The following is a 19574-nucleotide window of genomic DNA, read 5'->3' on the forward strand; positions in this document are numbered from 1 at the left end:
ATCGTACCGAAAGGAATCGCCCCCGTGCCCGGGAGCGCGGCAAGGCCGCCCTCCCCGTGTTCTCGGGGGCTTTTATTCCCCCGGGCGGCCCCGGGGCAAGCCGTCATCACCACCGGTTCACGACTCGGAAAACAATGGAGGGATGTCCATGGCAGAATTGATCGAGACCCTCGAGATGAGGGGGATAACCAAGCGCTTCCCCGGCGTCGTCGCCTGCGACTCCGTGGACCTGGAGCTGCGCTCGGGCGAGATCCTGGCGCTTCTCGGGGAGAACGGTGCGGGAAAGAGCTCGCTGATGAACGTCCTTTACGGCCTCTACCGTCAGGACAGCGGCAGCATAAAGGTGAACGGGCAGGAGGTGGAGATCGGCAGCCCCCTGGCCGCATTCCGGCTGGGCATCGGGATGGTGCACCAACACTTCATGCTGGTCCCGAACCTCACGGTGACGGAGAACGTCGCGCTGGGGTTCTGCCACAAGCACACCTTCTCCCTGGACCTGGAGGAGGTGCGCTACAAGATCCTGGAGGTCTCCCGAAAGCACGATCTGGAGGTCAAGCCGGACGCCCTGATCTGGCAGCTCTCGGTGGGCGAGCAGCAGAGGGTGGAGCTGATCAAGGCCCTGGTCCTGGGCGCCAACCTCCTGATCATGGACGAGCCCACCGCCGCCCTGACGCCCCAGGAGACGGACGAGCTTCTGGAGCTGCTCCGCGACATGGCCCGCAAGGAGTGCTCCGTCATCTTCATCAGCCACAAGCTGAACGAGGTCCGTCGGGTCAGCGACCGTGTGATGGTCCTTCGGGCCGGGAAGCGGGTCTACGAGGGCCCGACCCAGGAGCTCTCCGACCGCGAGCTGGCGGACCGCATGGCGGGCCGTACCCTGGGCCAGGCCTCGTCCCGAACGCCCCAGGCCCTGCGCGAGGAGGTGGCCCTGGACGTCGTCGACGTGCGGGTCAAGGGGGACCTGGGCAAGCCGGCCCTGGACGGGACCACCTTCAGCGTCCGCAAGGGCGAGATCTTCGGCATCGCCGGCGTCTCCGGGAACGGGCAGCGCGAGCTGGCAGAGGCGATCAACGGCCTTCGGAAGGTCGACAGCGGCAACATCCTGATCGACTACTGGAACATCACCAACCACACGCCCCTGCAGATCATCGAGCAGGGCATGGGCTACATCCCCGAGAACCGGATCCACGAGGGAACCATCCCCTCCTTCTCCGTCCGCGAGAACCTGATCCTGAAGGATTACGATACGCCCGCGCTGTCGAGCCGCGGCTTCCTGAACCGCGAGAAGACCAAGCGCTTCGCGTCCGACCTGGTCTTCTCCTTCGAGATCAAGACCCCGGACATCGAGACGTCCTGCGCCACCCTCTCGGGCGGCAACATCCAGAAGGTCATCCTAGCGCGCGAGATCACCCGAAAGCCCAAGGTGCTGATCGCCGTCTACCCCATCCGGGGCCTGGACCTGGGAGCCACGGAACACGTGCACAAGCAGCTTCTGAAGATCAGCGAGGCCGGAACCGCCGTGCTGCTCATCTCCGAGGAGCTGGACGAGCTGCTTGACCTCTGCGACCGGATCGCCGTCATCTACGAGGGACGCATCATGAAGATCCTGAACGCCGCCGAGACCGACAAGCAGGAGCTGGGCCTGCTGATGGCGGGCATCGACGCCCCGCAACGGGACCCGGCCGCCAAGGCCGAGGAGGTACGGGCATGAAAAAGAGCACGATCCTGATCTACAACGTAACGGTCATCCTGACCTTCCTCCTCTGCGCGCTTCTGCTGGGGGCAGTCCTCTTCGCGGTCGCCGGCGGCAACCCCCTGACCGCCTACGCCGTCATGTTCACCCAGCCCCTGCAGGACGCCTTCGGCATCTCCGAGCTGCTGGTGCGCGCCACGCCGCTGATGCTGGTCGCCGTCGGGGTCGCCGTCTCCTTCCGCAGCGGGATCCTGAACATCGGCGGAGAGGGCCAGATTCTGATCGGCGCCGTCGTCGGCGCGTTCTTCGGCCTCTCCCTGCCCGACCTGCCCAAATTCCTCCTGCTGCCCCTGATCTTCGCCGCCGCCTTCCTGGGCGGGGCCCTGTGGGGCGGCATCGCGGGATGGCTCAAGGCCTATCTGGGCGTCAACGAGATCCTGAGCACGGTCATGATGAACTACATCGCGAGCCAGATCTACACCTACCTGCTCCGCGCCCCGATGATCGACCCCCAGGAGCTGGCCTACGGCACGGGCATCCCCCAGACGGCGCAGCTCTCCCCCAACGCGTGGCTGACCCGGTTGATGCCCCCCATGCGGCTGCACTCCGGCCTGATCTACGCGATCCTCATCGCCGTGCTGGTCTACCTGATGCTCTGGAAGACGACCCTGGGCTATCGCATGAGGGCCTGCGGGGCTCAGCCCCTGGCCGCCCGCTACGCGGGCATGAGCGTAAAGCGCCACCTCGTCCTGGCGATGTTGCTGGCCGGAGGCATGGCCGGGCTGGCCGGGGCCGTGGAGCTCTGCGGCGTCCACCGCCGCGCCCTGGAAGCCCTCTCCGCGGGCTACGGATTCAGCGGCATCGTCGTGGCCCTATTCGGCGGTCTCCATCCGCTGGGGATCATCCCCGCCTCGATGCTCTTCGGACTCCTGATCGTCGGCGCCGACATGATGCAGCGGGCCGTCACCATCCCCGCCCACATCATCCTGGCCATCCAGGGGCTGATCATTCTCGCGGTGGTCTCCTCGGCGGTCTTCATCTCCAGCCGGCACATCCGGGCCCGGATTCTGTCCCGATTCATACGAGAGGAGGACGCCTGACATGAGCTGGGAATCCCTGTTCTCCGTCATGCTCGCGGCCGCGGTTCCCATGGCCGTGCCCCTGCTGCTGGTCGCCCTGGGCGAGATGTTCAACCAGAGGGCCGGCATGTTCAACCTCGGCGCCGAGGGCATCATGATGATGGGGGCCTTCGTCGCGTTCTACATCGACCTGAAGCTCCAGACCCCCTGGATCGGCCTCCTGGCGGCCCTGGCCGTCGGAGCGCTTCTCGGGCTGCTCCTGGGCCTGGTCTGCGTCACCTTCAAGTCCCGCCAGGGCATCGCCGGAATCGGGCTCTACATGCTGGGCTGGGGGATCTCCGGGACGCTCTTCCGCGTCTACGTGGGGGGCCCCACCCCGGTGACCGGCATCCCCGCCCTCAACGTGGCCGCCCTGCAGAACGTCCCCTGGGTCGGCTCGGTCCTGGCGACGCTCAGCCCGATGGACTACGTCGCCTTCGCGCTCATCCCCCTGTCGAGCTGGCTGCTCTTCCGCACGTCGTGGGGCCTGAAGGTCCGTGCCGTGGGCACCACGCCCCGGGCGGCGGACACACTGGGAATCGACGTCTCCCGAGTGCGGTACCAGTGCGTGGTCCTGGCGGGTGCCTTCGCGGGCCTGGCCGGCGCGTACCTGTCCGTCTGCTCCGCCAAGATGTTCGCCGACAACATCACGGCAGGCCGGGGCTTCATCGCCGTGGCGCTCGTGTACTTCGGGCGCTGGTCGCCCTGGGGCGTGACGGGCGGCGCGGTGCTGTTCAGCATCGCGGCGGCGGCACAGCGCCTGATTCAGTTCTACGGCATCGACTTCCCCTACGAGCTGGCCCTGATCGTCCCCTACGTGCTGGTCATCCTGGTGCTGGCCCTCTCCCCCAACCGCCGCCGGGTGGAGCCCGCGGCGCTGGGCAAGCCCTACGACCGCGAGAACCGGGGGTAGCTTCACAAGAGCGGCGCACTCGTTCGGTACCGCGGACAAAGAAAGGAGAGGGGAAAGCCATGAGGGCGATAGGCGTGGACATCGGCGGCACGAGCTGCTCGGTCTGCGTGGGGGACCTGGGGGCCGACGGGGTCGTCGTTCGGCATCGGACGCCCCCCCGCGCCACGGCGGACCACACGCCCCTCGACATGCTGCGTGCTCTGGCCGAGGACATCGGGACCTGCCGCAGGCTGGAGGGGCCCGAGCCCGCAGGAATCGGGATCAGCTGCGGGGGACCGCTGGACGGCCGCAGGGGCCTTGTGCTCTCGCCCCCGAACCTGCCGGGCTGGGACGAGCTCCCCATCGTCGCGGAGCTCTCCGGGCGGACGCAGCTCCCCGCATGGCTCTGCAACGACGCCAACGCGGGGGCCCTGGCCGAGTGGCTCTGGGGTGCGGGGCAGGGCTGCCGCTCCATGATTTTCCTCACCTTCGGCACCGGCCTGGGTGCCGGCCTGGTCCTGGACGGACGGCTCTACTGCGGCGCATCCGACAGCGCGGGCGAGGCGGGACACATCCGCCTGGCCCCGTTCGGGCCCGTCGGGTTCGGCAAGGCGGGCTCCTTCGAGGGGTTCTGCAGCGGAGGCGGGATCGCCCAGTTGGCCCGCGCGATGGTGCTGGAGCGCCTGCAGGCGGGGGAGCGTCCCGCCCTGTGCCCCGACCGCGACGCGCTGGGTTCCTTGACGGCCGAACGCGTGGGCCGTGCGGCGGACGCCGGCGACGCGCTGGCCCGCGATATTCTGGCCGTCTCAGGGCGCAGGCTCGGCCAGGGGCTGGCCGTGATCGTCGACCTGCTGAACCCCGAAAAAATCGTCATCGGGAGCATCTTTGCGCGCTGCCGTGATCACATCTGGCCCTCGGCCCGCGAGGTGCTGCATGCGGAGGCGCTGCCGTCGGCACGCGACGCCTGCGAGGTCGTGCCCAGCCGGCTGGGCGAGGCCGTGGGGGACGTCGCCGCGCTCACCGTGGCCTATTATTACGGGAACAGGGAACGGGAGGATGAACGCCCATGAAGGACCGGACGCAGGAGCTCTTCCGGCGCTTTTTCGAGGAACATCCCGATCTGGAGCCCCTGCGCGCCGCGCTTCTCGACGCGTCGGGGCTGATTGCGGAGACCTACCGCCGGGGCGGCAAGCTGCTGATCTGCGGCAACGGGGGCAGCTGCGCCGACGGCGAGCACATCGTGGGCGAGCTGATGAAGGGCTTCATGCTGAGGCGCCCCCTGCCGGCCGGGCTTCGGGAGCGCCTGTCGGAGCGGTTCGGGGAGGAGGGCGAGCGCATCGGACGGGGATTGCAGGGCGCACTGCCGGCCATCTCCCTGGGGTCCCAGACCTCGCTCCTCTCGGCTTTCGCCAACGACGCCGATCCCCAGCTGGCCTTCGCCCAGCAGGTGCTCGGGTACGGCAGGCCGGGGGACCTGCTCCTTGGGATCTCCACCTCGGGGAACTCCGCCAACGTGTGCTGCGCCCTGATGACGGCCCGCGTCCTCGGGCTCGCGACCCTGGTCCTGACCGGCGGCGGAGGGGGGCGGGCGGCGGCGCTCGCCGACTGCGCCCTCATCGCCCCCGACCGCCGAACCTTCCGCATCCAGGAGTATCACCTGGCCTTTTATCACCTGCTCTGCGCGGCAGCCGAGTCCGAGTTTTTCGAGGAATGAGCCTCCGCCAAAAATTTCGTCCCCGACAGCGGGCCGAGCCGGTCCTCAGAATTCCGTCAACTCAAGAGAGCCGTCCATGCCGCTCTCCCCTAAGGTGAAGTACCGTGTCTTCCCCTTCGAGTCGAGGTAGGAGATGCCGTGATGGGGAGTGGAACCATAAAACGTCAAGGCAACGACCAGAGGACGCTCCGGCTTCAGCCTGTCCAGGGCATACAGCGTATCCACGAGAAAGTCCGCCTTGCCGTTGCTGTCCACATCCTTGAGGTGGAGCGACAGCACCTTGAACTCCCTCACGTCCCCCTCGGCCAGAAATGCGACTCTGACCTGCGGTTCGGTCGTATCGGCAACGAACTCGTCATACTCGGCATAGCCGGAGAGCACCGCCTCCGCCTCTTGTACGCGCACCAAGGGCTCGGCCTCTCCTCCGGCCGGGCCGTCTTTTTTCGCGGGGGTTCGGCCTTCCCCGGCAAGGGACGCCCCAACCGCCACAAGCACGAGAGCCACGCACACAAACAAGCCCAAAAACGCCTTCTTTTTCATGCTCTTCTCCCTTCAAAACAAAAGTTCCCCGGCTGTTTCCCCATTCACGAGCGCAATAGCCCAAACCGTCCATTCTCAAGGAGGACGAAGCACCAGGGGCAATCCAAAGGGACTCCCGCGGCATCCCTCCTCGCACGTTAGTGATCAACCGCACACTTCGTTTAAGCGGACAAACGCTTTGGAGTGGGAGTTGAGCGCGCAGCCCGCAATCGAGTCGTCCGTTCGTATGCGGCAAATTTCCTTGTATCCGAACGGCGCCGGCCGGAGCGCCCGGCCCTCCTATAGCGGCGGGAGGCTCCCCTTTCACCTTCGGTCCGGCTCCGGATCGTTCCCCTGCCAGGAACCGATGTCCGTGTTGCCGCCCTGCGGGCGGACGTATCCACGCTGGTCGTTTGAGGGGACAACCACGGTGCGTGCGTTGCCGGAATCCCCCAAAATCCGGCTCCCCACCGGCTGGCCCCGGCCAAGGGCCGAACTGCCCGTGCCCAGCGCGTAGAACCGGATCTTGGAGGGGTCGTGCGTTTCGGCACCCTCCGCGTCGCACGGGACCAGCTTCGGGTCCTCCCCGATGAGATCGGCCGAGTCCACCCCGACGGCATTGCCATCGCCGGATGCGATCCCGCCCAACGGCATCACGCAGTTCCGCAGCACGGGCGGACGGACCGAGAGGTTGTACAAGAACAGCGCAGCCCCCTCTGTGTCCGCCCCGTTCCCCCACAGGATCGTGTTGACCACCGTCGGGCTGGAGTTCCTGAGCAGCATTCCGCCGCCGTTGTCGGCTGCGTTGTCCGAGAGAGTGCAGTTCACCACCGTCGGGGCAGATTCGTAAAGGGATATTCCTCCGCCGTAGCTGGCCGTGTTGCCCGAGAAGGTGCAGTTCGCCAGCGTCGGGGCGGATTCGTAGAGGGATATTCCGCCTCCGTTGCTGCTGGCCGTGTTGCCCAAGAAGGTACAGCGCTCCACCATCGGGCTGGATTTCCAGAGGGCCATCCCGCCTCCGTTCCAAACCGTGTTTTCCGAGAAGGTACAGTCCGCCACCGTCGGACTGGAGCCCCCTAGGACCATCCCGCCGCCGAAGTCGTCATGGCCGCGCGTGACCGTGAAGCCGTCCAGCCGAGTGTCCCCGGGCTGAGCCCCGTTGCCGAGACACGCGACGACGCGGCGTTTGCCCTCGCCGTCCAGAATTGTGACGTTCGCCTTTCGGTCGCGGCCGGCGACGGACGTCCCCTCGAGGGTCGCCGGGTACCCGCCCCACAGCTTCACGCCCCTCGGCAAAACCAGCGTCGTTCCCTTGTACGCTCCCGCCGCCACGTGGACGTCCACGGGCCTTTGGGCAGGGTCACGGCCGAAGTCCGCGGAGGCCGCATTCAGCATTGATTGAAGGTTGCCGGCGTTCTCCCAGCTCGTGCCGTCGCCCCGGCCGTCCTCTCTGACGAAGTACGCCGCTTCCGTGCGCCCCGCCCCCAGGAACGCCATGCCGAGCGCACAGAAAAGAAGACCCCAGACGCCCGGCAATCCCCACAAACGGACTGGACTGACGCAGCGCATCACACCCTCCCCTTTCCACCTCCGTCTTCGACTGAATTCACACGGATGCAGCGTGACGCATCGAAACAGGGACCGCCATGAAAGCGCCTCCCCGGATAAATTATAGAACGCATCGCTCCAATCCGCCTTCCCCGCCGGGGTGGTTTTGAACGGGTGCTACACCGGCCGGCGGAACCGGTCCTTTTGCTATAATGGCGTCAGGGACGGAGGGGGGCGAGGAGGACGGGGCACGAGGATGCGTTTTATCCGGCAATGGTGCCGCTCACGGACAGGCAGCTGGAAGAGGAGCTGGACAGAGGACGGGTCTACCGTCTGAACGACCGTTTCTTCAAATTTCTGTTCGGACGGGAGGACCGAAAACACCTGTTTTTGGATCTCGTCAACGCCCTTGTCTTCCCCGAAGGCGGTGTGGGGTTTACCGACTTTGAATACACGAATTGCGAACGCTCCCCCTCGCGGGAGGACGGCAAGGAATGCTACCTGGATATCGTCGCCAATATGGCCGACGGCTCCCAGGTGGAGGTCGAGGTGCAGGTAAAGAACCGGAGAGACTACCCCCAGCGTTCCGCCTATTACCTGAGCACGCTGCATGCCTCCCAGATGAATGCCGGTGGATCCTACCTGGACCTGAAACGGACGATATCCATTCACATACTGGCATTCAACCTGTTCTTGGGGGAACGATTCCGCCGCGAGTTCTGTCTGTGCGACAAGGAGACGGGAGAGACGCTGTGCGACGATTTGACGCTGGTCTACCTCGAAATTCCGAAGTTCGTCAAGCACAGAGCACCTCGAAATCGTTTGGAGTATTGGCTTTTGTATCTGGCAGGAATGGAGGCGAAGAGGATGCCGGACCCGATGATCAGAGATCCAATGATTGGTGAGGCTCTGAATCTGGAGGCTTTGTTTTTGCAGAGTCGCGAGGAGCGCCAGCGTTACATCGTCAGCTACAAGGCGCTGAGGGACGCGATGACGAGCGAGGAGACGATCCGTCGCACGGCCAGGGCCGAGGGTCTGGCCGAGGGCAGGGCCGAAGGCAGAGCCAAAGGCAGGGCTGAAGGGAGAGCTGAAGGCAGGGCCGAGGGCAGGGCCGATACCGCGCGGCGGATGCTGGCGCTGAACTTCTCTCTCGATCAGATCGTGCAGGCGACCGGCCTGACGCCAGCCGAGATAGAGGCCTTGAGGGACACCCGGCCGTAACTCCTTGCATCGAAAAAACACCGAATCGACGAATGGACGGCCCCCCTGTCCGAGGGGCCGTCCATTCGTCGATTCGGATTCCCCGCCGGCGCTGCCGAGGGGGCGGTTCCGTCCATCAGCTCCGCTGAAGGTCCGACAGGTGCACGATCTCGTCCGCAAAGGTTCGGGCGTCCTCGACGTCGTGCGTCACGAACATCGCGGTCACGCCGGAGCGCTTCAGAATGGCGCGGACGTCCCCCCGCAGCCGCTCCTTCAGCGCCGCGTCCAGGTTGGAGAAGGGTTCGTCCAAGAGCAGGACGTCCGGCGACGGCGCGAGCGCGCGGGCCAGGGCCGCACGCTGCTGCTGGCCGCCGCTCAGCTCGTGGGGATAGCGCCGCTCGTAGCCGGCCAGCCCCACGAGTTCCAGGACCTCCGCCACCCTAGCGGACCGGTCCCCGCGGGACATCGACCGCAGGCCGAACCCCACGTTGCCGAAGACCGTCATGTGGGGAAAGAGCGCGTAGTCCTGAAAGACCATCCCGACCCCCCGGTGCTCCGGCTCACAGAAGACCTCCTCCGAGGCCACCAGCCGGCCCCCGATTCGGACCGTGCCCCTCTCGCTCCGCTCGAGCCCGGCGACGATGCGGAGCAGAGAGCTCTTTCCGCCCCCGCTCTCCCCCAAAATCGCCACGATGCGCTCCCGTTCCACCGAGAGCGAAAGGTCCCTCAGGACGAGGGACCCTTTGGGATCGTACCGAAAGCGAATTCCCTCGAGCGCGACCTGCGGCGTCAAAACCGTACGGCCCCCTTTCTCCAACATCCGGTCTTCGTTGCACTCCATGAGTGCCTCCCGGCCGACCCGCCCCATTCCGCTCACGGCTCCCCTCCCCGCCCCCGCTCGCGCATCCGGTGAAGGACGAGCATCGGCACGCAGCTGAGCAGCACGATGGCGAGGGAGGCCGGTGACGACTCGGGGATCATCTCGTCGTGCGCGTACTCGAACACCTTCGTCGAGAGCGTGTGAAAGTTGAAGGGCCGGAGGAAGAGCACCAGCGGCAGCTCCTTGACGATGTCCACGAAGGTGAGGATGAAGGCGCCGATCAGCGCGTCCTTCATCATGGGCAGGTCGACCCTCAGCAGGCAGGCCAGGCGCCCGTACCCCAGGGTACGGGCCGACTCCACGAAGCGGAGCCCGATCTTCTCGAACCCGCTCTCGATGTTCTGGTACGCGATGGCCATGTACCGGATGACGTAGCCGGCCGTCACCATCGCCAGGGTCCGGCCGAGTCTGAGGGAGAGGCGCCTGTCGAGGTCGAGGAAGAAGAGCAGCAGCGTGATGGCCACCACCGTTCCGGGGATCGAATAGCCGACGATGGCCAGCCGGGAACAGGCCCGGGAGAGCCGGTTTCTGAAGAGCCGGTTGTAGTTGGCGACGATCAGGGCCAGGACCACGATGACGGCGCTGCAGCCCAGGGCGAGCCCGGCGGAGTTGATCGCCATGGACCAGAAATTGTCGTATCGGACCGTCCCCCAGCTCCGGGCGGTCCACACGACGATCTGCCCCACGGGCAGCAGCACCCCCAGGGCGAAGACCCCGTAGGCCAGGAGCAGAATCGCGTATTTCAGCGGCCCCTCGGCTCGAATCGGGCGCAGGGGACGGAGACGGGCCGAGGCCGGACCAACCGGAAGGGAGCGGAAGCGTTTCTCGGCGGAGGTCACCAACAGCACGGAGACGAGAAGCAGCGCCGAGAGCCGCAGCGCGGTCGGCACGTCCGAGAAGGAGATCCAGGACTTGAATATCGCCGTGCTGAAGACCGGCACGCCGAAGTAGGAGACCACCCCGTAGTCGCTGATCGTCTCCAGGGCCACCAGGGTCGCCCCGGAGAGGATGGCGTGCCGCGACAGGGGCAGCACCACCCGGAAGAAGATTCCGCCCATGCCGGCCCCCAGCACCCGTCCGGCTTCGACGAGCTGGGCCGACTGGCGCATCAGGAAGGAGCGGACGATCATGTAGGTGTAGGGGTAGAGGAACAGGGAGAAGACGAACACGGCCCCGCCCTCGGACAGGATGTCGAAAAAGCGCGGATCCGGGCGGACGCCGAGGGTGTCCCGGAGAAACGTCTGGACGAACCCCGTGTACCCCAGCATGCCGGAGTAGGTGTAGGCCGCGATGTAGGGGGGGATGGCCAGGGGCAGGGCCAGCCCGAAGGACAGAAGCCCCTTGCCCGGAAAGTCGTAGACCGTGACGAACCAGGCCAGCGGAACGGCGATCAGGGTGCTGACGGCCAGGACGGAGAGGGTGAGCCGCACGGTGGTGACGACGTAATCCCGCAGCAGGTGCTGCCGGATGTGGAACCAGACCTGCGTGGGCGCGTCGAAGAGGTGGTGCAGTACGCTCAAATTGGGCAGCACGATCATCGCCGCGATGATCGTGCTGCAGACGGCCCACCCGTTGAAACGGGAAACGGCGCTTTTATTCATCAAACTCGTGTGGATGTCCCGGGGCTACTTCCAGCCCACCTGATCGAAGATGGCCGCCGCCTCGGGCTTCGCCTTGCCCAGCGTCTCATAATTCAGCTCCTGGGGCTCGAAGGCGCCCCAAGACTTCTGGACCTCGGGAAGGGGCACGGAGGGGTTGAGCGGAAACTCCCCGTTCGCCTCCGCGTAGAGCGCCTGCACGTGCTCGCCGGAGAGAAATTCCAGGAACTTGACCGCGTTGTCCTTGTTCCCTGCCCCCCTGACCAGGGCGGCAATGCTCAGGTTCAGGTGCACGGGCTTGGGGAAGATCAGCCCGATCTTCTTGGCCGCATCGGCCTCGGCCGGGTCGGACGAGCGCATCATGCGGATGAAGTAGTAGGAGTTCATGACCGCGAGGTCGCCCTCGCCCGCCACGACGGCCTTGGCCTGGTCCCGGTCGTTCCCCTTGGGGGTCCGGGCAAGGTTGCCGACCACACCCTGAGCCCACGCCTTGGCCGCATCGGCCCCGTTCAGCTGAATGAAGGAGGACAGAAGCGCCACGTTGTAGGACGACGACGAGCTGCGGACCAGGACCTTGCCCTTCCACTCGGGCTTCGTCAGGTCGTCGTAGGACGTGATCTTGGAGGGATCGACGCGATCCAGGGGATAGGCGATGACCCGGGCCCTGGCGGTGATCCCCATCCACCCCTCACCGCGGTAGCGGGCGGGAATGTTCTTCTCGACCGCCGCGGAGCTGAAGCCCTCGCTCAGTCCCCTCTCCATGAGGGGCGCGATGCTCTCGGCCCCCACCGTCAGGAACAGGTCCGCCTCGGGCTTGTCCTTCTCGCGCGTGAGCCGCTCCAGAAGCTCGTCGCCCTTACCCTCGACCACGTTGACCTTGATGCCGGTCTCCTTCTCGAAGTCGGCGTACACCTGCTTGTCCACGTCGTAATGCCGCGAGGAATAGACGTTCAGCACCTCCGCGGCCTGCACCGACGGCACCGCCAGAAACCCCAGCGCCGCAACCGCACCCAGAATGATACCCAGCTTTTTCAATTCGACTTCCTCCTTGTTTTTGACGAGACGTTCCGCGTCTCGCAGAAAATTGTTTTTTAAGCCCAACTCAAATTGTACAAATACACTCCGGTTTGTCAACCGTAAAAGACGGCGCACCATGCCGGGGTGATAAGGGGGTGATAAGATAGAGAGGCTTATAAGAGCCCCTTGATGAAACTCCCTCGGGGCAGCACGGCCCGGGGCGAAGAGATGCGGAGGTGCAGGATGCAGCCGTTCACGCTGAACCCGGTCTACAAGGATTATCTCTGGGGCGGGACCCGCCTGAAGGACGAGTGGGGCAGGAGGACCGACCTGGACGTCGTCGCGGAGAGCTGGGAGCTGTCCGCACACCCGGCGGGGGACGCCACGGCGGCGGACGGCCCCTGGACGGGCCGCCCGTTCTCGGAGCTCGTGCGTCGGCACCCGGAGATCGTCTCCGACCGGCACGCCGCGGACGAGCCGTTTCCGCTGCTGGTGAAGCTCATCGACGCCCGTCTGCCCCTCTCCGTGCAGGTCCACCCGGACGACGCCTACGCCGCCCGCGTGGAGCACGGCCTGGGCAAGACGGAGATGTGGGTCGTCCTGGACCACGATCCCGGGGCGTTCCTCTACATGGGGTTCGCGCGGGACATCCCGCGGGAGGAGATGCGGCGGCGCATCGCGGACGGGACCCTGACCGAGGTGCTGCACAGGGCGGAGGTCCGGAAGGGGGACCGCTTCTTCATCCCGGCGGGAACGATCCACGCCATAGGCGGCGGGATCCTGATCGCCGAGGTGCAGCAGAACTCCGACCTCACCTATCGCGTCTTCGACTACGGCCGCACCGGCCCGGACGGCAGGCCCCGCGCGCTCCATGTGGAGAAGGCGCTCGACGTCACGACGCCGGGCCCCGCCGACCCGACCCCACCGGGGGCCCTACCCCCGTCGCCCGTCCCGGGCGGCTCGCTGGAGCGCCTGGCCGACTGCCCCTACTTCCGGGCCGAGGTCCTGGACCTGGACGGACGATGGGGGCGCGCCGCCGACGGGCGGACCTTTCTTTCCCTGCTCTGCCTGGAGGGGGAGGCGACGCTGCGTACGGGGACGGCCGAGCTGAGCGCCCATCGGGGCACCAGCCTCTTCGTCCCTGCCGACGCGGGCCCCTTCGGGCTGGAGGGCACGGCGCGCTTTCTGATCACGTCGCTGGGGGGATAGAAGCCCCAACAGTCACCCCTTCCTCCACTCGAAAAGGTCTGCAACCCAAAGGACAGCCCCTCGCTTTCGCGGCGGCGATCTGCCATAATGGCGGAGCATCGCGAGAAAACCGGCGATGCGACACTTTGTGGGGAGGGGAAACGATTGAAATTGAGATGCGTAACGGGAGCCCTTTTGGCCGCAGGGCTGTTTCTTTTGGGGGGCCGCGGCCCGGCCTGCGCCGCCGATCCGGCGCCCTTCCACATCGGGATCATGACGGGGACGGTGTCGCAGAGCGAGGACAGCCTGCGGGGCGCCGAGCTGATGATCCGGAGGTACGGCGACAGCGCGAGCGGGGGGATGATCACCCACGTCACCTACCCGGACAATTTCATGTCCGAGATGGAGACCACCATCGGTCAGCTGGTGGGGCTGGCCGACGATCCCAAGATGAAGGCCGTCGTGGTCAACCAGGCCATCCCGGGCACCACCGAGGCCTTCCGAAGAATCCGGGAGAGGCGCCCGGACATCCTGCTCCTGGCCGGGAACATCCAGGAGGACCCCGCCGTCATCACGGCGGCGGCCGACATCGCCATCAACGGCGACGACATCAGCCGCGGATACCTCATCCCGCTGGCCGCACAGAAGCTGGGCGCCAAGACCTTCGTCCACATCTCCTTCCCGCGGCACATGAGCTACGAGACCCTGGCCCGGAGGCGCGCCATCATGGAGGAGGCCTGCAAGGACCTGGGGATCCGGTTCGTCTTCGAGACGGCCCCGGACCCGACGAGCGACGTGGGCGTGGCGGGCGCGCAGCAGTTCATCCTGGAGAAGGTTCCGGCCTGGCTGGAGCAGTACGGCAAGGACACGGCCTTCTTCTGCACCAACGACGCGCAGCGCGAGCCAATGCTGAAGCGCATCGCCGAGCTGGGCGGCTACTTCGTCGAATCCGACTCCCCGCTCATGGCCTACCCCGGCGCGCTGGGGATCGACCTGTCCAAGGAACGGGGCAACTGGCCGGCGCTCCTGAAGAAGGTCGAGGAGGCCGTCGTCGCCGCGGGCGGCAGCGGGCGCATGGCCAGCTGGGCCTACTCGATCGACTACACGTGCAGCGCGGCCCTGGCCGAGTTCGCCAAGGAGGTCGTCGAGGGCAGGGCGAAGATCGGCAGCATGAAGGACCTCATGTCCTGTTTCTCGCAGTTCACGCCCGGCGTCAAGTGGAACGCCAGTCACTACACGGATGCGGGCAGCGGCGTGCGCAACAGGAAACTGGTCATGATCTACGAGGACACCTACGTCTTCGGCCGAGGCTTCCTGGGGATGACCGACGTGGAGATCCCGGAAAAGTACTTCCGCGTCAAGTGACGTCCCCGCCCATAAAAGACTGAATTGAACATGTTTTTCCGCAAGCTCCCGCGAATCTGCCCTCGCCATTTCCGACGGTCTAGTGATAAAATATCATCGTGGCTCCATCAGCTTTACTCTTTCTCAAACATTTATTCTCCGCTTTCTTGCGCAGACTTCTTTTCGAATGCGTGGCGGTCGGGTTTGGCGGTGGTCGGGGACGGGACTGCAACGGCAAGAGCGTGACGGTCGGGAAGGCGAACGACATTTGATTTAAGGAGGGATTTGGCTTGATCAAGAAAACACCTTTGAACGACGTGCACCGCAAGCTGGAAGGGCAGCTGACCGATTTCGGCGGCTGGGAGATGCCCCTGTGGTACAAGGCCGGGGCCGTCAAGGAACACCTTTTCGTCATCGAGAAGTGCGGCATCTTCGACATCTGCCACATGTGCCTGGTCCGCGTGACGGGCAAGGACGCCTTCGGACTCCTCCAGCTCTGCCTGACCCGCAACATCGAGAAGCTGGCCAAGGGCGCCTGCGGCTACACGATGATCCTCGACGAGAAGGCCCACGTGGTCGACGACTGCATCGTCTACAACATGAACGAGAACCGCGAGGACTACCTGCTGGTGGTCAACTCCGGCCGGGCCTCGATCGTGGCCGACCACCTGAAGAAGCACATGGGCTCCTTCAAGGCGGACGTCAAGAACGAGGACGGCGTGTTCGGCAAGATCGACCTCCAGGGCCCCAAGTCCGTGGAGATCCTCCGTAAGGTCATGGTCAAGGGATCCCTCGACGGGCTCAAGTACTTCCGTTTCCTCGGCGATTACGACGGGACCAAGAACAAGGACGTGCTCCTGCGCGGCGACATTCCCGTCCTGCTCTCCCGAACCGGCTACACCGGCGAGCTCGGCTTCGAGATCCTCTGCCCGATTGACAAGACCGTCGACGTGTGGAACATGCTGGTCGAGGCGGGCGGGGACGACATCCTCCCCTGCGGCCTGGCCTCCCGCGACTCCCTGCGCATGGGCGCTATTCTGCCGCTCTCCCAGCAGGACATCGGCCCGTGGCCCTTCGTCAACACCCCCTGGGACTTCGCCCTGCCCCGCGACAAGGAGGGCAAGCTGACCAAGACGTTCCTCGGCTCGACCATCTACGACAACCCGCCCGAGAGCTACACCTATCCCTACTGCGGCTTCGACCCGCGCAAGGTGGACGCCCACAGCGGCGCTCGCGTGCTGCTCGACGGCAAGGACATCGGTCTGGTCTCCACCTGCTGCCTGGAGGTCGCGTGCAGCCGCGTCGACGGAAAGATCGTCGGGACCGCCAGCCCGGACAAGCCGGCGGACTTCAAGCCCAAGGGCCTGGTGGCGGGCTACGTCCGGGTGGACCGCAAGCTCGAGCCCGGCACCAAGGTGACGCTGAAGGACGACCGCCGCAGCATCGAGGTGGAGATCGTCTCCGACATCCGCCCGGGCCGCACGGCGCGCGTCGCCATCTGAAAATCGGGGTGCTCCCCTTCGGCACCGCGGAGCACGAGGCTGTCCGGAGCTCCCGGTGAGGGGGCTCTCCATCTCCAGTCCTTAGACACAGTACCAAAACACAAAGGAGGAATATCCTGTGAAGGCATTTGACGAGCTGAATTTCAAGGCGGACGTGTCCTACACGAAGACCCACGAGTGGGCGAAGAAGAACGGCAACGTAGTCGTCGTCGGGGTTGACGACTACGCTCAGGGTGCTCTTGGCGACATCGTCTACGTCGAGCTTCCCGACGTCGGCGCCACCACCAAGGCCGGTGCGGCCTTCGGCTCCCTCGAGTCCACCAAGGCCGTCAGCGACCTCAACGCTCCCGTCTCGGGCAAGGTCGTCAAGGTCAACGAGGCGCTCGCGGACTCCCCGGACCTGGTAAACTCCGACCCCTACGGCGCGGCCTGGATGGTGGAGATCGAGGTGCCCGACGACAAGGACTTTGAAGCGCTGATGAAGGTCGACGCCTACAAAGAGTACGTCAAGACCCTCGATCATTGATGGAAGGGGGGGCGTATCCCATGAGATACCTGTCCCACACCCCGGAAGATCTCCGGGCGATGCTGGATGTTATCGGAGTCAAAAAAGTCGAGGATCTCTTCGCGTCGATCCCGGCGGCAGTGCGCATGGATGGCCCCATCGACATCAAGCCCCGCACCGAGTGGGAGCTGACGGCCGAGCTGGGGGCCATGGCAGCGTCCAACTGCGACAGCGTGGCCTTCCTGGGCGCGGGGTGCTATCCTCACCACATCCCGGCCCACATCCCCTATCTCGCGAGCCGCTCGGAGTTCCTGACCTCCTACACGCCCTACCAGCCGGAGGTCAGCCAGGGCACGCTTCAGGCCGTATTCGAGTTCCAGACGATGACGGCCAACCTGCTGGGCATGGAGGTCGCCAACGCCTCCATGTACGACGGCGCCAACGCCCTGGCCGAGGCCGCCATCATGGCCATCCGCGTCAAGAAAAAGCCCAAGGTGGCCTTCTCCCGCCTGAACCACCCCCACTACATCCAGGTGATGGACACCTACTTCCGCCCCGCAGGCTTCGAGGCGGTGGAGCTTCCCGTCCTGCCGGACGGGCGCACGGATCTCGGCAAGATCCCCGACGACGTCTCGGCCGTGATCGTCCAGTCCCCCAACTTCGCCGGCGTGATCGAGGACCTCGAGGCGGCGGCCAAGGCCGCTCACGACAAGGGCGCCCTGCTGATCGCCTCCTTCTCCGAGGCCATGGCCTGGGGACTGCTCAAGAACCCGGGCAGCTGCGGCGCGGACATCGTCAGCGGCGAGGGCAGCAGCTTCGGCATCCCTCTGAACGCGGGCGGGCCCGGCGTGGGCATGCTGGCCTGCACCATGAAGAACGTCCGTTCCATGCCAGGCCGTCTGATCGGCGAGACGACGGACAAGAACGGGGAGCGCTGCTTCGTCCTGACCCTCGCGGCCCGCGAGCAGCATATCCGCCGCGAGAAGGCCACGTCGAACATCTGCACCAACTCCGGCCACAACGCCCTGACGGCGGCGATGTACATGGCCTCCGCCGGAAGCCAGGGGCTCCACGCCATCGCCAAGCTGAACCACGACAAGGCCGCCTACCTGAAGGCGGGGCTCGAGAAGGCGGGCTTCAAGCCGCTCTTCGACGCGCCGTTCTTCAACGAGTTCGCCATGAAGGCCCCGGCGGGCTTCGAGAAGCGCTACGATGATCTGGCCAAGAAGGGCTTCGTCGCCGGGCTCGATTTGGGCAAGTACTATCCGGAGTACAAGGGGGCGTGGCTCTTCTGCGCGACGGAGGTCCACACCCGTGAGGAAATCGATGCATTCCTGAAGGAGGTGGCCTGATCATGAGCCGCTATCCCGGCACCAAAGGCCTGGCCTTTAAAGAGTCGCTGCTTTGGGAGCGCGCGAGCAAGGGGCGCATGGGCATCAGCGTACCCTCCCAGGACGTCCCGGAGAGCAAGCTGGACGCCTCCCTGACGGGACCGGCACCCAAGCTGCCGGAGCTGTCCGAGGTCGACGTCATTCGTCACTACACGCGCCTGTCCACCTGGAACTTCGGGGTCGACACGGGGATGTACCCCCTGGGCTCCTGCACCATGAAGTACAACCCAAAGATCAACGACCGCATGGCGTCGCTTCCCGGCTTCGCCAACGTCCATCCCCTCATGCCCGAGATCTGCTTCCAGGGGGCCCTCAAGGCCATGTACGAGCTGGAGCAGGACCTGCTGAAGATCACCGGCATGAAGGCCGCCTCGCTCCAGCCCTCGGCCGGAGCTCAGGGCGAGCTGACGGGAATGCTGATGATCCACGCCTATCACGCGCACAAGGGCCGGCAGCGCAAAAAGGTGATCATGCCCAGCACGGCGCACGGGACGAACCCGGCGTCCGCGGCCCTCTGCGGCTACGAGCCCGTTCCGGTCGAGCTGAACAAGGACGGGGTCGTGACCCCCGACGCCATTCGCGAGATCATGGACGAGGACACGGCGGGCATCATGCTCACCAACCCCAACACGCTGGGCATCTTCGAGCACCACGTGGCCGAGATCTCCAAGATCATCCACGAGAAGGGCGGGCTGGTCTACGGAGACGGCGCGAACATGAACGCCCTGATGGGCTATGTCGACGTGCACAAGATGGGGGTCGACGTGCTGCACCTCAACGTCCACAAGACCCTCTCGACGCCGCACGGCGGCGGCGGGCCCGGCGCGGGGCCCGTGGTGGTGGGCGAGACCCTGGAGCCCTTCCTGCCCGTGCCGCGCATCTGCAAGGAGGGCGACCGCTACACGCTCTGCACCGACTCGCCGCTCTCCATCGGCCGTCTTCAGGCGTTCTTCGGCAACTTCGCCGTGCTGGTTCGGGCCCTCGCCTACACGCGTACCATGGGGCACGACCTCAAGGCCGCGACCGAGGCCGCGGTCCTGAACGCCAACTACATCAAGGCGTGCCTGAAGGGCGTCTACAACCTGCCCTTCCCGCAGGACAGCCTGCATGAGGTCATCTTCAACGACGCGATCCAGCAGAAGAACGGCGTGACCACGCTCGACATCGCCAAGCGCCTGATCGACTGCGGCTATCATCCGCCCACAGTCTACTTCCCGCTGGTGGTGGACGGCGCCATCATGATCGAGCCGACGGATACCGAATCCAAGAACGACCTGGACGGGTTCATCGACGCCATGAAGGCGATCGCCGAGGAGGCCAAGTCGAATCCGGAGATGGTCACGAACACGCCGCAGAACACGATGGTCGCGCGTCCCGACGAGACGCTGGCCGCCAGGAACCTGGTTCTGAAGGGCGAGTAGCCGATCTTATCCATGTGCGCAGCCGTGTTCTCGTCCGGGAACAC

At 65.7% G+C, this 19574-nt stretch carries 17 protein-coding genes; 12 read left to right on the plus strand and 5 right to left on the minus strand.

Annotated features, from left to right (window positions below; genetic code table 11):
* Positions 1–148 precede the first annotated feature (148 nt).
* Genes EII26_RS06940 through EII26_RS06960 form a run of 5 tightly spaced genes read left to right on the plus strand, consistent with a single transcriptional unit; the run spans position 149 to position 5417 of the window.
* The gene (locus tag EII26_RS06940) at positions 149–1711 is read left to right on the plus strand and encodes an ABC transporter ATP-binding protein (protein ID WP_124888426.1); all 1563 of its coding nucleotides are present in this window, start codon (positions 149–151) and stop codon (positions 1709–1711) included.
* Positions 1708–2793 (plus strand): ABC transporter permease, encoded by a 1086-nt coding sequence (locus EII26_RS06945; RefSeq protein ID WP_124888427.1) that lies wholly within the window; start codon positions 1708–1710, stop codon positions 2791–2793. Before EII26_RS06940 ends, EII26_RS06945 begins: the two co-directional genes overlap by 4 nt.
* A 1-nt stretch (position 2794) precedes the next feature.
* Positions 2795–3724, plus strand: a complete 930-nt coding sequence (locus EII26_RS06950) for an ABC transporter permease (RefSeq protein WP_124888428.1) — start codon at positions 2795–2797, stop codon at positions 3722–3724.
* Positions 3725–3783: 59 nt separating this feature from the next.
* Positions 3784–4773, plus strand: a complete 990-nt coding sequence (locus EII26_RS06955; protein ID WP_124888429.1) for an ROK family protein — start codon at positions 3784–3786, stop codon at positions 4771–4773.
* Positions 4770–5417 carry a D-sedoheptulose-7-phosphate isomerase gene (locus EII26_RS06960; protein WP_124888430.1) on the plus strand — a complete coding sequence of 216 codons (648 nt, stop codon included), beginning with the start codon at positions 4770–4772 and terminating at the stop codon, positions 5415–5417. Before EII26_RS06955 ends, EII26_RS06960 begins: the two co-directional genes overlap by 4 nt.
* A 45-nt stretch (positions 5418–5462) precedes the next feature.
* Here EII26_RS06960 and EII26_RS06965 read toward each other — a convergent pair whose 3' ends face one another.
* Both EII26_RS06965 and EII26_RS06970 read right to left on the minus strand, forming a co-directional pair.
* Positions 5463–5825: a hypothetical protein gene (locus tag EII26_RS06965; protein ID WP_148092550.1), complete on the minus strand. Its 363-nt coding sequence runs from the start codon at positions 5823–5825 to the stop codon at positions 5463–5465.
* A gap of 435 nt (positions 5826–6260) precedes the next feature.
* Positions 6261–7481 (minus strand): right-handed parallel beta-helix repeat-containing protein, encoded by a 1221-nt coding sequence (locus EII26_RS06970; RefSeq protein ID WP_158612196.1) that lies wholly within the window; start codon positions 7479–7481, stop codon positions 6261–6263.
* A 276-nt stretch (positions 7482–7757) separates the two neighbouring features.
* Here EII26_RS06970 and EII26_RS06975 point away from each other — a divergent pair, with 276 nt between their 5' ends.
* Complete coding sequence (locus EII26_RS06975; RefSeq protein WP_124888433.1) at positions 7758–8705, plus strand: Rpn family recombination-promoting nuclease/putative transposase; 948 nt, start codon at positions 7758–7760, stop codon at positions 8703–8705.
* A 115-nt stretch (positions 8706–8820) separates the two neighbouring features.
* Here the strand turns inward: EII26_RS06975 and EII26_RS06980 are convergent, their stop codons facing one another.
* From EII26_RS06980 to EII26_RS06990, 3 genes are read right to left on the minus strand one after another with little or no spacing between them, the layout of a single operon-like run.
* On the minus strand, positions 8821–9552 hold the full coding sequence (locus tag EII26_RS06980; protein ID WP_233572651.1) for an ABC transporter ATP-binding protein: 732 nt from the start codon (positions 9550–9552) through the stop codon (positions 8821–8823).
* Positions 9553–9557: 5 nt separating this feature from the next.
* Positions 9558–11165, minus strand: coding sequence for an ABC transporter permease (locus EII26_RS06985; protein ID WP_124888457.1), 1608 nt, complete (start codon positions 11163–11165; stop codon positions 9558–9560).
* Between the two features lie 24 nt (positions 11166–11189).
* Positions 11190–12197, minus strand: coding sequence for an extracellular solute-binding protein (locus EII26_RS06990; RefSeq protein ID WP_199735109.1), 1008 nt, complete (start codon positions 12195–12197; stop codon positions 11190–11192).
* 225 nt (positions 12198–12422) lie between these two features.
* On the opposite strand from EII26_RS06990, the gene EII26_RS06995 reads away from it, so the two are divergent.
* The 6 genes from EII26_RS06995 to gcvPB all read left to right on the plus strand — a co-directional run bounded on the left by EII26_RS06995 (position 12423) and on the right by gcvPB (position 19530).
* Complete coding sequence (locus EII26_RS06995; protein WP_124888435.1) at positions 12423–13388, plus strand: type I phosphomannose isomerase catalytic subunit; 966 nt, start codon at positions 12423–12425, stop codon at positions 13386–13388.
* Between the two features lie 144 nt (positions 13389–13532).
* Positions 13533–14732, plus strand: a complete 1200-nt coding sequence (locus EII26_RS07000) for a DUF3798 domain-containing protein (protein WP_446718755.1) — start codon at positions 13533–13535, stop codon at positions 14730–14732.
* Between the two features lie 269 nt (positions 14733–15001).
* Positions 15002–16213, plus strand: a complete 1212-nt coding sequence (locus EII26_RS07005; RefSeq protein WP_124888437.1) for an aminomethyltransferase family protein — start codon at positions 15002–15004, stop codon at positions 16211–16213.
* 118 nt (positions 16214–16331) lie between these two features.
* Positions 16332–16739, plus strand: a complete 408-nt coding sequence (gcvH, locus tag EII26_RS07010; protein ID WP_199735111.1) for a glycine cleavage system protein GcvH — start codon at positions 16332–16334, stop codon at positions 16737–16739.
* A 20-nt stretch (positions 16740–16759) separates the two neighbouring features.
* A complete protein-coding gene (gene gcvPA / locus EII26_RS07015) occupies positions 16760–18070 on the plus strand; it encodes an aminomethyl-transferring glycine dehydrogenase subunit GcvPA (protein WP_124888438.1) in 1311 nt (436 codons plus the stop codon).
* Positions 18071–18072: 2 nt separating this feature from the next.
* Positions 18073–19530: an aminomethyl-transferring glycine dehydrogenase subunit GcvPB gene (gcvPB, locus tag EII26_RS07020; RefSeq protein WP_124888439.1), complete on the plus strand. Its 1458-nt coding sequence runs from the start codon at positions 18073–18075 to the stop codon at positions 19528–19530.
* Positions 19531–19574 lie beyond the last annotated feature (44 nt).

This window comes from Fretibacterium sp. OH1220_COT-178 (assembly GCF_003860125.1).
Lineage (GTDB): Bacteria > Synergistota > Synergistia > Synergistales > Aminobacteriaceae > CAJPSE01.

Bases quoted from the DNA above. Each gene is read 5' to 3' on its own strand.
- gcvPB (WP_124888439.1), top strand. From the start codon at position 18,073: ATGAGCCGCTATCCCGGCACCAAAGGCCTGGCCTTTAAAGAGTCGCTG.
- EII26_RS06940 (WP_124888426.1), top strand. From the start codon at position 149: ATGGCAGAATTGATCGAGACCCTCGAGATGAGGGGGATAACCAAGCGC.
- EII26_RS06960 (WP_124888430.1), top strand. From the start codon at position 4,770: ATGAAGGACCGGACGCAGGAGCTCTTCCGGCGCTTTTTCGAGGAACAT.
- EII26_RS06980 (WP_233572651.1), bottom strand. From the start codon at position 9,552: ATGGGGCGGGTCGGCCGGGAGGCACTCATGGAGTGCAACGAAGACCGG.
- EII26_RS06945 (WP_124888427.1), top strand. From the start codon at position 1,708: ATGAAAAAGAGCACGATCCTGATCTACAACGTAACGGTCATCCTGACC.
- EII26_RS06950 (WP_124888428.1), top strand. From the start codon at position 2,795: ATGAGCTGGGAATCCCTGTTCTCCGTCATGCTCGCGGCCGCGGTTCCC.
- EII26_RS06955 (WP_124888429.1), top strand. From the start codon at position 3,784: ATGAGGGCGATAGGCGTGGACATCGGCGGCACGAGCTGCTCGGTCTGC.
- gcvPA (WP_124888438.1), top strand. From the start codon at position 16,760: ATGAGATACCTGTCCCACACCCCGGAAGATCTCCGGGCGATGCTGGAT.
- EII26_RS06985 (WP_124888457.1), bottom strand. From the start codon at position 11,165: ATGAATAAAAGCGCCGTTTCCCGTTTCAACGGGTGGGCCGTCTGCAGC.
- EII26_RS06995 (WP_124888435.1), top strand. From the start codon at position 12,423: ATGCAGCCGTTCACGCTGAACCCGGTCTACAAGGATTATCTCTGGGGC.
- EII26_RS06975 (WP_124888433.1), top strand. From the start codon at position 7,758: ATGGTGCCGCTCACGGACAGGCAGCTGGAAGAGGAGCTGGACAGAGGA.